Origin of the sequence: Fimbriimonas ginsengisoli Gsoil 348 (genome assembly GCF_000724625.1) — a bacterium.
In the GTDB taxonomy this organism is placed as follows: domain Bacteria; phylum Armatimonadota; class Fimbriimonadia; order Fimbriimonadales; family Fimbriimonadaceae; genus Fimbriimonas; species Fimbriimonas ginsengisoli.
Map to the genome: position 1 here is coordinate 4,777,665 of NZ_CP007139.1, position 14,143 is coordinate 4,791,807.

Here is a 14,143-nt window from a genome sequence, read left to right on the forward strand (position 1 = left end):
CCTCAGGGGCGCTTCCACGCCAAGACGAAGAGCCAAGCTAGGAAGCCGAAGAACGCAACTCCGACTGCGCCCCACGCAAAAGCCTCCGTCTGAAAAGTGCGCTCACTCGATGCAACAACCATAAAGCATCCGCCGATGAGGGCCGAAGGAATCCCGACGAGGATGAGCGCGATCAATGAAAATATTCGGGCCGCGACTCTCCACGGCGATCGGTAACGGTCATTTAGGCGGTGCCCGCAATTGGGACAGACCTCGTCGGTCACCAACAGGCTAGCCTTGCAGTTGGGACATCTTAAATCCGACACGCGATCGCCTCCCTCCTCCACCGCCAAAACACCGCCGCCGCCACGCCTAAGACCAACTCCAGGCAGAACCACTGCATGGGCGAGAGGCCATAGACGAGGGTCTCCCGCCATCGGACGAACTCGAGGCCGAAGCGGGTAACTCCAAACGCCACCAAATAAGCCTTGAAAAGATCCCCTTCACGGGTGAGCCGAGGCCGAAGCCACAGCAGGAACCCGAAGAGGGAAACCGCAACCGCCGCCGAATAAAGCTGCGCCGGATGCCGATACGCCCCATGTTGCCAAACCGCCCACGGCATATCGCACCGTTCGCCGTAGCAGCACCCGTTGAAATAACACCCGAGCCGCCCCACCGCTTCCCCGGCGGGCAGGGCGAGGGCGAACAGGTCGCCCGTCGGACGCCGGATGCCGAGCCTCTTCTTCGCTACCACCACCCCGATCCAACCAAAAATGACCCCGCCAAGCAACGCCCTCCCACCGTTTCGCGGATCCAGCGCCACCCCCATCGACACCCGCCAGGGCCACCCTTCGGCGATAAGCTGAGTCAGTTTCGCACCAAGAATGCCGGCCGCGAAGCCGACCGCCACCACCGTCCAGATCCCCTCGGTCGACAAATTCTGCCGCCGCGCCGCCCACAGGAAAACGAGGGCGCCGGTCAAGTAGGAGAGCCCGGTTAGGATCTCGCCCAGAGTCAACCGTTCCTCCTGAGCCACAGCCGCACCCCGATGCCGATCGCCACTAGCAAAGATGCTGCCGCCACTGCAAGAAAATCCCTAAAAAGCTCGGCGCCCCAATACTGAGTCTGACTTTTGTCGGCCAAGCCGTTAATCGCGCAGGATCCAAAGAAAGCGCTAATCCCGAGAAGCATGACGATCCATCCGACAAGGCAACCTCGACTGACGCTCGGATATCTCGGGTTTCCGCAGTTGGAACAATAAGGCAGCATATTTTCACCAGCGCTGCAGTGAACACACTTCCACCCTTTGACCTCACCCTCTTCCGCTTCCGGTTGCTCGTCCAAGAGTTACCTACCTTGCAAGACCGGCAGCGTCGACACTCGAGGCTTCGGAAAGTCATCCGCGTCCTCGAAAAGCCAACGCCAACAGAAAGAATGGCGCCGCGGATCTTCCTCGAAAGTCCCCACGTGGACGCAACACTGCCGAATTCGCGCTTCGTGGAAAGTGTTGGCGTCCATAAACTGCTTCACCGTAACCCGGAACGTTCGTTCCGCCAACTTCTCCACCGTCTCGTTCGGCGAGCGAAGCAGCTCGGCGACCCCGGGAATGCAGTCGCATAGCGTAAAAATGTCCCGCGCCAAGCCGAGCGCGGTCACCTTCTGCTGCTCGGAGAACACCCGCTGTAAAGCTCCGCTCTGAACCAGACCCCGCACGGAATCGGAGGCCGACTCGAACGAAATCGTATTCGCCACCAGATGGATCCACCGCTTCAGCTCGTCCCGGCCGACGAGCTTCGGCAACGAACGCCATCCCTTGCGGGTCTTCAGCAGGTAGGTGATGTCGCAGCAATCCTTATGCGAGCACGGCAGCGGCACGAAGTCTTGCCAGTCGACTTGCCCCCGCGTCTGCGCCCCCAGACGGCGCAGCACGCCCGTCGGCGTAACCCGGTCCTGAGGATCGAAACCGGGGTTTCGGCCCGAGCCGAACATCGGCTGGATCGCCAGCCCGGCGCACCGAGGCGTGTTGAGCCCGGTCGTCAGCACCTCCCCCACCTCGTCGTCGTTCACCCCTTTGGCTACGGTCATCACGAGCGTCGTAAAGATCCCCGCCTCGTTCAAGCGGCAAAGGGCGAGCGGCTTCTCCTCGCTCAGGTCCTCGCCACGGAGCGCGAGGTGAGTGCTGGCCCGAAAGCCGTCGAACTGGAGGTACACCTCGACCCGGTCGCGATGTGACTGGAGGAACTTCAAGAAGCGATCGTCCCGAGCGATCCGCCGCCCGTTCGTATTCAGCATCACCCGGGTGAGGTTCCGCTCGAAAAGCCTCTCCAATAGCTCTTCGATGTCTCGCCGCACCGTCGGCTCGCCGCCCGAGACCATGACCACGCCCAGCTTTCCTTCTTCCCGCGCCAGCACCGTGTCCACCGTATGCAGCATCTCCGCGATGCTCGGCCGATCCGGCTGCGCAAGCGGCGTCCCCGGATCGTGCGCCGTGGCGTAACAGGTCGGACACCGGAAGTTACAGTGCTCCGTCACGTTGAGAAGCAGGATGCAAGTGTGCTGCCCGTGCGACGCGGGAAGGCCGTCTCGGTACCCGTCGGGAAAGCCGGCGAAATTGTCCGGACGGTCCGGTGTCACCGCCAAAGTAGGGGTGCTCCAGCCCGCGCGCGCCTGCCAGATCTCCGCATCCTCCTCGTAAAGGCTTTCCGTCTCCCCATGCGTCGGGCACCAGCGCCGCATCCAAATCTTGCCGTCGTGCGAAACGAGCATTCCGTCGACGAAAATCCCCTCCTCGTCGGACCTCCGTGGCCGGTCGGCAAAGCAGTGAGGACACACCGTCCGGGTGTACTCCTCGATCCGATAAGGTCGCGCCGCCAGCCCTGCCATCTATGGGATTGTAGATGGAAGGCCAAACGGCGAAGGCTGAATTTCCTCCGCCGTCCCGGTATCGGCAACTCCGCTACGTCCGAAGGACGTGTACACCAAGAGCGGCCTCCTCTCCGCTAACGCGAAGCGTTGTAGCCGCAGCTTGGCTCGTACCTGCGCCTGGTGTACCTTCGGTACACCAATCATCGGCGAGGACGCCGACGCTACGCCGAAGGGCGTCTTTCGCCGGGGGACGAAGGCTTGGGGGAAAGAAGCCAGTCGATAAACCACGCGACGCCGCCTTCGTCGTTGGTGGGAGCGACCACGTTGGCGATCGCCCGAACCGCCTCCGCCCCATTCGCCACCGCTCCGGAAACCCCCGCCCACTGGATCATCTCCAGATCGTTCAGATAGTCCCCGATCGCCGCTGTCCGCTCCTGCGGAATCCCCAGCTCCTCCGCAAGCCTTCGCAGCCCGTTCCCTTTGTTCGCAAGCGGATGCATGAACTCCAGATATTCCTTTTCCGACTCCGTCGGCAACGCCAGTTCGGGCGGAATGGTCGGAACCAAAACCTGAACGTGCAGCTGAATCGCCTCCGCCGAGTCCACGATCGAGACCTTCAAGATCTCATGCTGCTTCGCCTCCTCAACCGTGGTGAACCTCGGCGACAGCGTGACGAGCCGGCGCGCGTACTCTTCCGCCCAAGGCGTCCGGTCGAGAAACAGCAGCTCCGTCCGGGTATAGACGTTGACGTGGATCCCCGCCGGAACGGCGTACTCCACCACCCGATGGAGCACCTCCGGATCCATGAGATGCGCAACCAGCTCCTCCCCGTTCGCATCCAAGACCTGGGCTCCGTTACAACAGATCATCGCCCCCGTGACGCCCAGCATCTCCGCGAACGGCTGCATACTCGTCCCAATCCGCCCGCTCGCCAGCACCACCCTCACCCCCGCCGCCTGGGCCCGCTTGATAGCCTCCAAATTGGCCGGATGCGGTATTCGCTCGGACGTCAGCGTCGTGTGATCCAGATCCAGGGCGATAAGGGAAGGCTTTAGTCTCGGGCGCATCGGCTCCCTTGAAGCTAGCATTTTTACGGCTGGTACGATGGCCCATAGACCCTATGAGCAAGCAACGCGACTTTATCGACGACGATCTGGCCACGTGGCTCGGTGAGCAACACCTATTCTTCGTCGCCACCGCCCCCACCTCTCTCGAGGGTCACGTCAATTGCTCTCCCAAGGGCGGCGATACCTTTCGGGTGCTGGGACCGATGGAAGTCGCCTACATGGACCTCACCGGAAGCGGCGCCGAGACCGCGGCCCACCTGCGGGACAACGGACGGATCGTTCTGATGTTCTGCGCGTTCGAGGGGAAGCCGAATGTGGCGCGGCTGCATGGCCGGGGGGAGGTGATCATCGAGGGCGATCCCCATTTCGAAGAGTTGGTTGCCCTCTTCCCCCGAAAGCCCGGGGTTCGGAGCGTGGTGAGAGTGCAAGTCACCCGGGTGTCGACTTCGTGCGGGTTTGCGGTCCCACTGATGGACTTCAAAGACGATCGAGACACGCTCGACCGATTCGCGCTTTCGAAGGGATCGGAGGGGTTGGCCGAGTATCGGCTTCTGAAGAATTCGCGGAGCATCGACGGACTTCCGGCGTTGTTCGACGAGCCCGAGACAATGGCGTAAAGATAGGTCCCTCCGGGAACCCTCTCCCGCCGCGGCACGGGCGGCTCGCCCATGTTCCGGCAACCGTGAGGTGGCATCCTATAAAGTCCGGACCATCGGCGAGGGCGCCGACGCTACGGGCCGGATTTCTCCACCCCCAACCCCCTCCTCATCGCACGAACATCGACGAGGAGGGGGCTCCGGAATTTACGCTCTTACGAGCACTTCTTCGCGGTTGAACATGTAGACGGTGACTCGCAACGCGATGAGGGCGAGGGCGAGGCTTACGAGGACGGTGGTGGCGATGGCGACGGCGTCGCTTTTGCCCATGAGCGCCATTCGGATGCTGTTGGCGGAGTTGAGGATCGGGACCATGTTGATCCAGAGTTGCTTACCGGCATCGGTGTAGCCGATGAACTGGCTGAACATCGCAGGCATGATGACCACAAAGCTGCAGGTCGCGAGATAGGTCTGCGCTTCTCGAGGGTTCCGCGCAAAGCTGCTGATTGCTATCAAGATGCTAGCAAAGAACGCCACCAACGGCAGCAATACGATCAAGGTGATCGCAAACGCCATCGGCGTGACTCCGAGACCGTTTTTCAGGATAACGTCGGAGCCGGGCAGGTGCAGCTTCGCCAGAATCGCGAGTCCGACCAAGTTCGACATCGAGCTCATTAAGCAAACGGTCGCCAGAGCCAAGAACTTGCCAAGAACGATCTGGGTTCTCCGCGCCGGGGAGATCAAGAGGGTTTCGAGGGTGTTCTTTTCCTTCTCACCGGCCACCAGGTCGCTCGCGATGCTCATTCCGCCGTAAAACGCCCAGATAACGATGAGGTAAGGCAACATTCCGATGAGGAATTCGCCGGCGCCGCCGGCCTCGCCGACCTGCACGTCCCGTTCCTCGATCTTGAATGCCTCCCCCGCGGTTTCTGGCAGGCCCTTGGATTTCAAAGTCGTAGCGAGTTGCTTCTTGTTTTGCTCGCCGAATGCCTGCCGAAGTCCACCAAGGAGGATCTGGGCCATCTGTTCCTTAGGATCGACGTAGGCGTCGATGATGGTTTGGCCACTGGCCGAAGGGGGTCGGAAATCAAGGACGACTTTCGCTTTCCCGTCCTTAATCAGCTTTTTGGCCTCATCGACGTTGGCGACCTCAACGATGGCGAATTTCGTTTGGCGCAGCATGATCGCGGCGGGGCTATCACTCTTGATCACGTGCAGCTTCTGTCCTTCCTGCTTGCGCACCGAAGTCGACACAAAGCCGATGAGGGTCATCATCAGCACGAGCACGAAGATCGGGCCGAAGATGGCCGACGAGCGGACCCGCTTGTCGCGAAACATATCGCGAATCTCTTTTTTATAGACGTGAACGAGGGTCTTCATGCGGGCACCTTTGCGTAAGTTGGCTGGAAGCCGACGAGGGAAAGGAATGCCTTCTCCAGAGTCTCCTGCCCGGTCTTCGCTTTGAGGCTCGCGACGGTTCCTTCTCCCATCGCGACGCCATCGTGAATCACCACGATCTCATCGCAAAGCCGCTCCACCTCGCTCATGATGTGGGTGCTGAAGACGATCGTCTTCCCCGCGTCCCGAGCCTCCTCGATGAACTCCATCACGCTCTGGCTGGCAACCACGTCCAGACCCGCCGTCGGCTCGTCGAAGAACAGAACGGGGGGATCGTGCAGGATCGTCCGGGCGATGTTCACCCGCTGCTTCTGACCGGTGCTCAGCTTGTCGCAAAGCCGGTCGGAGAACTCCTCCAGTTGCAGCTTCTGCGTCACGTACCGGATCCGGTCTTGCAGCCTCTCCCCCTCCAGCCCGTAAAGACCGCCGAAATAAGCGATCAGCTCCTTGGCGGTCAGCCGTCCGTAGAGCGAGGTGGAAGTAGACATAAAGCCGATGCTCGCCCGCACCTTCTCCGGGTGCTCCAAAACGTTGAACCCGGCAACCTCCGCCGAGCCGCTCGTCGGCTTGATGACGGTCGAAAGCATCCGAAGGGTGGTCGTCTTCCCCGCCCCGTTCACCCCCAACAGGCCGAGGATGCGGCCGGGCCGCGCTTCGAACGTGACCCCGTCAACCGCTTTTTTATCGCCTTTCTTGGCGTCGCGAAAATATTTCTTAAGCTCGTGCGTGCGAACCATGCTGCGTCAAAGTACGCGAATGGCGGCGATTGGTGACACGAGAATCGTTCTTTTGCGCGAGAAGTGGGCGATTCCCGCCCACTTAGAAGCTGACAATTACGATCCGGGGCCAAGTTTCCTTAAGGCTCGGTTATAATGCGTTCGGCATCCCCCAGGATGGGCTGGCGGGTGGAGGGCTGATTGGCAGGGGTCACGTTCCGCAACATTTCCAAAGTATTCGGCAAAGACGTTAAAGCCGTCGATAATCTCAACCTCGAGATCCGCGACCAAGAATTCATGGTCCTCGTCGGACCATCGGGTTGTGGCAAGACCACGGCGCTCCGCATGGTGGCGGGCTTAGAGGAGTCGACCGACGGCGATATCCTTATCGGCGACGTTCGGGTGAACGACGTTCCTCCGAAGGATCGCGACATCGCGATGGTCTTCCAGAACTACGCGCTGTACCCGCACATGAACGTGTACGACAACATCGCGTTCGGCCTGCGTCTCCGCGAGCTCAAGGGCTTCTTCTGGCAAGTTTCCCACTGGGGCGAGGCGCAGAAGATCAAAGCGGACATCGACGAGCGCGTTCGAACCGTCGCCACCATGCTCGACATCGAGAAGTACCTCGCGCGGCGTCCCAAGGAGCTCTCGGGCGGTCAGCGACAGCGCGTCGCGCTTGCCCGCGCCATCGTCCGGAAGCCGAAAGTCTTCCTTATGGACGAGCCGCTGTCGAACCTCGACGCCAAGCTCCGTGTCCAAACCCGCGCCGAGCTGATCCGGCTCCACCGCAAGCTCGGCATCACCACGATTTACGTCACGCACGACCAGATCGAAGCGATGACGATGGGCCAGCGAATGGCCATCATGCGCGACGGCAAGCTGCAGCAGTGCGACGAGCCGGAGAAGGTGTACGCCAACCCCGCGAACAAGTTCGTCGCCAGCTTCATCGGCTCCCCGCCCATGAACTTCCTGCCCGCAAAGATCGTTCAGGAAGGCGGCCGCGTCATGGTCGACGCTGTGGACTTCAAGCTCCCCCTTCCCGAAGGCCACGGCGCCGCCGCCATGGTCGGTAAAGACGTAACCCTCGGCATCCGCCCGGAGGAGATCGACGACGCCGACCTCGTCTCCAGCATCACGCCGACGGAATTCAACACGATTACCGCCAAAGTCGACGTCCTCGAGCCCCTCGGCCACGAGTACGTCGCCTACATCGGCATCGGCAAGACGAGCCTCATCGCCACAATCGACAACGAGACGAGGATCAAAGAGGGCCACGACGCAAGGTTTGCGATCAACCTCGAGCGAATCCACATCTTCGACGCTGTCACCGAAGAAGCCATCAAGTAGGACCTCGGCGCCTGCCGATCAACCGGACCTCCCAGACGCACCGTCTGGGAGGTCCGACTACGTGGACCCTGTGGCGGGAGCGTGTAGGCGCGGATTCCCTGCCCGTGCTTTCAGCCAAGTCATCAACGGGCCGACGAATACCGCCCACAAACCGGATCTAGCTTAGCGAGACCGGTTCGCGGCGTTTGACTGCCGGGCCTGTTGAATCGAGACCCGGACCGCCTGCCGCTTGAGCGTCGCGTCCCAACTCTCCAATCCGTATTGCTCGCTATAGATCCCGGTGATTCCATAGGCCTCGAGATTTGCCTGTTCGGCCTTAAGGCAGCGGTAGGTTCTTTCTGCGTGGAGCTCCCCGGCGATGCGAGGCGTTGATGACAGCGCCGCCATGAGCAGCAAAGCGCTGAACGGCTCCGTCGAGACGAAGCCGCCGGATCTCGGAACAACCTCGCCTCGCAGCAAGGTGCGCTCGCCGTCCGGCATGATCACGTGGACAGACCCGCGGGCGCCCTTGGTGCCCGCGACGCTACTGACCGTAATCTGACCCTCTTGTTGCAGTCGCTTCATTCGGGGGCGAAGGTAGGAGACGACGAACTGGCAAAATCGATCGTGGTCGAGCCCGTAGTAGGTTCGCTCGTCATCTTGCAGCGACGCCCAGATCGGCTCAGCGTCACCCGCAAGCTCAGCACTGATAAGATCCCGGACCGCCCGCTCCGGCGATGGTCCCGACACGCAAGTCCATCCCAGAGCGAACACTCCGATCGTGGCGACGCCGATCACGGCATTCCGTCGCTTAGTTACTTTCATCTCGGATCAGTAGCAAGAGCCGTCGGTATCGCAGTTACCCGGTGAAAGCGTCGTCTCAAGCTTGAAATTTCGATACCGTCCCGTGCCGCCCGCATTGCAAGACCACTCCTCGATACTATAAGAGTAACAGGTGTCGGGACTCTCCTTTTCCGCGCAGCAATATGGATTGATCGTACTGATTTTGCTTCCCCAGACGGTACACACCGGCACGGTCGCCGGACAGTTTGTGAACGTTGCCCCGGATATATAGCCGAGCGGCTGAGTTGGAGCGGAAGCGTTGATAATGGCAACTCCTAATCCAAGGAATGCACTCAAAATAATTTTCGATCGCATATTCAATCTCCTAATGGCTAAGGAACGACCCACCACTCGTTCCGACTCATGCGGCCTGGCTTGTGGAGGTCCAGGAGACGACCCGATAGTTGCACTCCAAGCCCCCGATGCGGCTCGAAGCTGTTATCGAATCCGACTTTCGGATCGTCGCAGTTGACGTCTAGGATAAAAGGGGTTCGATCTTCGTATTTTTGAGCGAGGCTCGCCCACGACTTGTCGTCCGCCGGCGTGTACCAATACGTCACCAGCGTCGGCGAGCTGTCGCCTAGCCACGAAACGTTGTCTCCGCAGGGGCTGTGTCCACCGCCGTTCTTGGCAAAAAACCTGAAGATACTAAGAGGATCCGTACCGGAAGGAAGGCCCATTTTCTGGGCGTTTCCATACTCCGATTCGCTGCCCCAGTCGTTTCGGTATATCTGGGCCGCAATGAAAAGCTGGTGCAAGCGCCCCTTTGCGCTCGTAATCTCCCCCGCGCGGCGAGCCGAGGCCATAACTGGCGTCGCTATTGCGGCCACGATTGCCATGATGCCGATGCAAACCATGCACTCGAGTAGCGTAAATCCCAATGCCGATCGCGTCCTCATCTTCGGACCTCCTCGTTGATCATCCTGGCTCCGACCCGCTGTTTGACCACGTAGCCTTGGCCATCGAGCCACACCGCCTGCGGCGTAAAGGCAAAGAGCTTGGGTGGAAACGTTTTCTTGTGGGGATCAAGGAAGAAGAGATCTCGCTTCCCTGCCCTCTTCCGCGCATCTGCTAGCTGCTCGGGCGTCTTTGCGACCCAACACAGTTGCGCTCCGCTCGCCGCGTTACGGAGTTTTTGATAGTCCAAAACGCTTGCCGAGCAAGAGCTGCAGTCCGATACGCTCACGACGACGTGAAAAAGGTTTTTCGACAGGGGACGTCCAGCAATGTCGGTCCCTGGCAACTCAAACCGCTCGCCGCTTAAATCGGGATAGGTGTCGTGTGTGACCGCGGCTTGTCGAGGAAAATATGCCTTCCAAGAACAAAGTGCCGCGATTAATAGTGCTGCGCCTGATAGCACGGCGCTGTCGACAAACTTCACACGGGCATATTACTATATGCACATAAAAAATGGAAGTGTTTTTGAAAATTAGTGCCAGTGGTCTCTCGATGACCCTATTTTAGCGGTTAACTTTGGCAGAGACGGGTCGCATTCAGTACCTATTACTTCGTATGCTTCCCGAAGTAAAAATCCTCTGGCGGCTCCTCGTCCGCTTTTAAAGGCGGATCGCGTTCTGCAGACCCAATATTACAGCATTGACATTTCAAATCGCTGCTTTTAGCAAACCAAAATTTCGCGGTCTCCCGAGTAACCAGTTGGCCCGATAGCGTGAAAAGTGGGCGAACCCGGGTACAGAATGGAGCAGATGGACCCAAGCGTATTTGAAGCAATCCGTGCTTCCGTCGAGGCGAACCCGGAAAACCTGGCTTTGCGCCTCCACTACGCTTCCCTCTTGGCCACCGCCAGCCGCTTCGGCGAGGCGCTGGAGCAAGCTACGCTGGTCCTCGGGCGTCAGCCGGACAATCTGGAAGCGCTGAAGATCGCCGCCGACGCCGCCGATGCCACCGGTGACAAGATCCGTGCCCACGGATATCGCAAGCTCCATGAGGCTCTCTCGTGGAATTCGGCGAAGAACCTGATCGGCGAAAGCGAGATCGCGCCACCCCCGCCAACTCAGGCGCCGGTCTCCCCTCCCTCTCCCCAGGCCCTTCGCGATGGTTACAGCGAGCCGGACGACGAGCCGGGGCAATGGGAAACCGAACGCCCCGAGATCAAACTTGCCGACGTCGCCGGTATGGAAACCGTGAAGCGCCGTCTTCAAACCTCCTTCTTGGGTCCGATGCGAAATCCGGACTTGCGCAAGCTGTACGGCAAGTCTCTCCGCGGCGGGCTCCTCCTCTACGGCCCGCCCGGCTGCGGCAAGACGTTCATGGCCCGCGCAATCGCGGGGGAGCTAGGGGCCGGTTTCCTCTCGGTCGGTCTAACCGACGTGGTCGACATGTGGCTCGGCCAAAGTGAGAAGAACCTTCATGAGCTATTCCAAACCGCCCGCCGGACTCGTCCCTGCGTCCTTTTTATGGACGAGCTCGACGCGCTCGGACGAAAGCGGAGCCTCATGCGTCACCAAGCCGGCACCGGGCTCATCAATCAGCTCCTCGCCGAGCTCGACGGCGTGGAATTCGATAACGAAGGGGTTTTCTTTCTGGCGGCAACGAACCACCCATGGGACGTGGACGCCGCCCTCCGCCGTCCGGGCCGGCTCGACCGGATGCTGCTCGTACTCCCGCCGGATTTAGTTGCCCGCGAGTCGATTGTACAGAAATGTACAAAAGAGCGCCCCGTCGACCGGCTCGACACCCGTTGGATCGCCGAGAAAACGGAGGATTTCTCAGGCGCCGACGTTGCCCATCTTTGCGATTCCGCCGCCGAATTCGCGTTGGAGGACTCAATCTCTTCCGGAACGGTCCGACCGATCAACATGGGAGACTTCAAACAAGCGCTGAAAGAGGTCCGTCCATCCACCCGTTCTTGGCTGGAAACCGCCAAGAATCACGCGATTTACGCCAACGAAGGCGGTATCTATGACGACTTGCTGGCTTACCTTAAGCAGCGCCGGATGTTGTGAACGATCCTGCCGATAGAGTCCGATTTTATATCTCGCAACAGAGGTACCAAGAGGCGCTGAAGGAGCTCGCGACGGCAATCGCTCAGCGCCCGCAAGACGCTGAGCTGCATGCCCTTCGCTCGCACTGCCTGATCCAGGTCGACCATCGGGAAGCGATCAAGGCCGCCGAGCTCGCGGTTTCGCTGGAGCCGGATTTAGCATTTGCTCACTACATGCTTGCCGCCGCCCGCGACTCGGCGGGAAAGCCGAAACAAGCCGAACCGGCGGCCCGCCAAGCATTGGCACTGCGGCCAGAGTGGCCCGATGGTTACGCAATGTTGGCGGGAGTGCTCGCGCGCCAAGCCAAGTGGCCGGATGCGCTCGCCCAGGCCGAAGAAGGTCTACGGGTCGACCCAAACCACGAAGGATGTCAGCGCCAGCGAGCCCAAGCGCTCTCGTTCATGGGTAAGGATGCGGAAGCGAAGGAAGCGGTCCTGAAGGCCCTCGTCGATAATCCTGGCTCGCCACGAGTCCATGCCGAAATGGGCTGGGTCAGCCTTCGAGCCGGCAATTACCGTGAAGCGGAAGCGCATTTTCAGGAGGCCCTACGTATCGACCCGACGAACGAACGAGCCCGGCTCGGACTGCTCGACGCCCTTCGCGCTCGGTTCATTCTGTACCGGGCTCTACTCGGTTTTGCCGCGCTTCTTCGTGCCCTTCCCGCCAAGTACCAGGGCTCCGTAGGATTCATTCTGTTCCTGATCATCCGGGGCGCCGGCGAAATACTCGCCTCCAACCACGGTCTTGCCCCAGTGCTTGTTCCGATCCTGGTGATCCTCGGAACAATGTTCCTAATGCGTTGGATCGGGCGGCCGGTGGCAAACCTCAGTCTGCTGTTTCATCCGCTGGGCCGATTGGCGCTCGGGCGAGAGCAGCGGATAGAGACTTGGACAATGGCAGGCTTTCTCGCTGCCGGCGTTCTGCTCGGCGTCGGCGGATGGTTTTCTCCGCTCAAGGTTTGGCCGGCCGGCGTCATGGCCGCAGTCGGGTGGATGCTATTAACTCTTGCTTCCGCCATGGAGACGAGGCAAAACCGTCGCGTTTTCTTCTGGTCTTTAGCGGTATTCAGCGCTATCCTCGTGGTTATCGCGACCTACGCATCTATTGTGTCGCCTCCCAAACTATGAACAGCGCCGCCGACCATGCTCGCGCCCTCATTATCGTGGGGCGGCACGCCGACGCCTTGCCACTTCTCGGCCAAGCGATCGCCCAGTCGCCCGCCGATTCGGAGCTCTACGGCCTCCAAGCGCTCTGTCTTAGCAATGTCGGCAACCAAAAAGAGGCGGTCAAGCAGGCTCAGACCGCCGTTTCGATCACGCCGGAATGGTCGTGGGTGCATTACGTTATGGGGCTCGTCCTCCAAAGGGTGAACGCTCGAAACGCCGAGAAGGCATCACGCCACGCGATCGCGCTCGATCCGGATATGCCGCACTATTACGGCCTTCTAGCTCACGTGCTTGCCCTGCAAGGGTTTTGGAACGAGTCGCTGCAAGCCGCAGAGATCGGACTCGAGCTCGATCCGGATGAGGAAGATTGCCAGAGCGCCCGATCGCAGGCGCTGACCTTTTTGGGGAGGTCCGACGAAGCTCGCGAATATGCCCGCCGAACCGTTTCCCAGAACCCCGATTCCGCGGATGCTCACGCCGACATGGGCTGGACCTCGATCAGGGTCGGAGATCGCGGCGCGGCCGTCGAGCATTTCAAAGAAGCGCTCCGTATTGAACCGGATCTCGCCCACGCTCAAAGCGGCCTCCTGGTAGCCCTGAGATCCGCCTTTCCGCCGTACCGCTGGACCTTTACCTTCGCGAATCACGTTGCCCGCCTTCCCCTTCAATTCCGCTCTTTGGTGTTCGTAGGGCTCTATTTCGTTGCGAGAATCTCGGCGGGGGTTCTTTCGACCCATCCGGCCCTATGGCCGGTTCTGGCCCCCATCCTTGTGGTCACCGGTTTCCTCGTTTTTATGGCGTTCTTCGAGGAGCCGATCACGGACGTGGTGCTTCTGTTCCATCCGTTGGGACGGCTCGCCATCGGGAGGAGCCGCCGCATCCAAGGTTGGGTTCTCTTCGCGTTTCTGGCGATTGGTCTGATCTGGATTCCGGTCTCTCTGATCAGGCACGATTCCGGGATCGTGCCTGGCATCGCGGTGGCCGGCTTTCTCATCGCCGGGGTCACCTATAAGATCAAATCGAGCCCTGGCTTGCACAAGTTCGCCTTCTGGACGATCGTGGTGCTATTCGGGTTGATGCTGTCGTTGTTCATTTTCACCGGGGACCCGCCCAGCCCGGCCTCATCCTCATAACTTCCAAATAACCGCAGGCTAAATATCTCCTTGTTTGCAGCGAGGC

The 14,143-nt window shown here is 60.3% G+C and carries 14 protein-coding genes; 5 read left to right on the forward strand and 9 right to left on the reverse strand.

The window, feature by feature from the left end; all coding sequences use genetic code 11:
* Positions 1-2 precede the first annotated feature (2 nt).
* From OP10G_RS28010 to OP10G_RS25300, 4 genes are all read right to left on the reverse strand, one after another.
* Positions 3-377 carry a zinc ribbon domain-containing protein gene (locus OP10G_RS28010; RefSeq protein ID WP_227625003.1) on the reverse strand — a complete coding sequence of 125 codons (375 nt, stop codon included), beginning with the start codon at positions 375-377 and terminating at the stop codon, positions 3-5.
* Positions 293-1,015, reverse strand: coding sequence for a prolipoprotein diacylglyceryl transferase (locus OP10G_RS21535; RefSeq protein WP_158409328.1), 723 nt, complete (start codon positions 1,013-1,015; stop codon positions 293-295). Before OP10G_RS21535 ends, OP10G_RS28010 begins: the two co-directional genes overlap by 85 nt.
* Positions 1,016-1,326: 311 nt before the next feature.
* Positions 1,327-2,862, reverse strand: coding sequence for a radical SAM protein (locus OP10G_RS21540; RefSeq protein ID WP_025228364.1), 1,536 nt, complete (start codon positions 2,860-2,862; stop codon positions 1,327-1,329).
* Positions 2,863-3,065: 203 nt separating this feature from the next.
* The gene (locus tag OP10G_RS25300) at positions 3,066-3,911 is read right to left on the reverse strand and encodes a Cof-type HAD-IIB family hydrolase (protein ID WP_025228363.1); all 846 of its coding nucleotides are present in this window, start codon (positions 3,909-3,911) and stop codon (positions 3,066-3,068) included.
* Positions 3,912-3,964: 53 nt separating this feature from the next.
* Between OP10G_RS25300 and OP10G_RS21555 the strand changes: the two genes are divergently transcribed.
* Positions 3,965-4,528, forward strand: coding sequence for a pyridoxamine 5'-phosphate oxidase family protein (locus OP10G_RS21555; protein WP_025228362.1), 564 nt, complete (start codon positions 3,965-3,967; stop codon positions 4,526-4,528).
* Positions 4,529-4,714: 186 nt separating this feature from the next.
* Here OP10G_RS21555 and OP10G_RS21560 read toward each other — a convergent pair whose 3' ends face one another.
* Both OP10G_RS21560 and OP10G_RS21565 read right to left on the reverse strand, forming a co-directional pair.
* Entirely contained in the window at positions 4,715-5,887 is a 1,173-nt protein-coding gene (locus tag OP10G_RS21560) for an ABC transporter permease (protein WP_025228361.1), read from the reverse strand.
* Positions 5,884-6,642, reverse strand: coding sequence for an ABC transporter ATP-binding protein (locus tag OP10G_RS21565; protein WP_025228360.1), 759 nt, complete (start codon positions 6,640-6,642; stop codon positions 5,884-5,886). The genes OP10G_RS21560 and OP10G_RS21565 overlap by 4 nt, the downstream gene beginning before the upstream one ends.
* Positions 6,643-6,822: 180 nt before the next feature.
* On the opposite strand from OP10G_RS21565, the gene OP10G_RS21570 reads away from it, so the two are divergent.
* Positions 6,823-7,971, forward strand: a complete 1,149-nt coding sequence (locus OP10G_RS21570; protein ID WP_025228359.1) for an ABC transporter ATP-binding protein — start codon at positions 6,823-6,825, stop codon at positions 7,969-7,971.
* Between the two features lie 162 nt (positions 7,972-8,133).
* Here OP10G_RS21570 and OP10G_RS21575 read toward each other — a convergent pair whose 3' ends face one another.
* The 3 genes from OP10G_RS21575 to OP10G_RS26550 all read right to left on the reverse strand — a co-directional run bounded on the left by OP10G_RS21575 (position 8,134) and on the right by OP10G_RS26550 (position 10,174).
* Complete coding sequence (locus tag OP10G_RS21575; RefSeq protein ID WP_025228358.1) at positions 8,134-8,775, reverse strand: hypothetical protein; 642 nt, start codon at positions 8,773-8,775, stop codon at positions 8,134-8,136.
* A gap of 350 nt (positions 8,776-9,125) precedes the next feature.
* Positions 9,126-9,692: a type II secretion system protein gene (locus OP10G_RS21580; RefSeq protein ID WP_084179628.1), complete on the reverse strand. Its 567-nt coding sequence runs from the start codon at positions 9,690-9,692 to the stop codon at positions 9,126-9,128.
* Positions 9,689-10,174: a hypothetical protein gene (locus OP10G_RS26550; RefSeq protein WP_144241304.1), complete on the reverse strand. Its 486-nt coding sequence runs from the start codon at positions 10,172-10,174 to the stop codon at positions 9,689-9,691. The genes OP10G_RS21580 and OP10G_RS26550 overlap by 4 nt, the downstream gene beginning before the upstream one ends.
* Positions 10,175-10,499: 325 nt before the next feature.
* Here OP10G_RS26550 and OP10G_RS21590 point away from each other — a divergent pair, with 325 nt between their 5' ends.
* From OP10G_RS21590 to OP10G_RS21600, 3 genes are read left to right on the forward strand one after another with little or no spacing between them, the layout of a single operon-like run.
* Entirely contained in the window at positions 10,500-11,759 is a 1,260-nt protein-coding gene (locus tag OP10G_RS21590) for an AAA family ATPase (protein ID WP_025228355.1), read from the forward strand.
* On the forward strand, positions 11,756-12,925 hold the full coding sequence (locus OP10G_RS21595) for a tetratricopeptide repeat protein (RefSeq protein ID WP_025228354.1): 1,170 nt from the start codon (positions 11,756-11,758) through the stop codon (positions 12,923-12,925). Before OP10G_RS21590 ends, OP10G_RS21595 begins: the two co-directional genes overlap by 4 nt.
* On the forward strand, positions 12,922-14,097 hold the full coding sequence (locus OP10G_RS21600) for a tetratricopeptide repeat protein (RefSeq protein WP_025228353.1): 1,176 nt from the start codon (positions 12,922-12,924) through the stop codon (positions 14,095-14,097). Before OP10G_RS21595 ends, OP10G_RS21600 begins: the two co-directional genes overlap by 4 nt.
* Positions 14,098-14,143 lie beyond the last annotated feature (46 nt).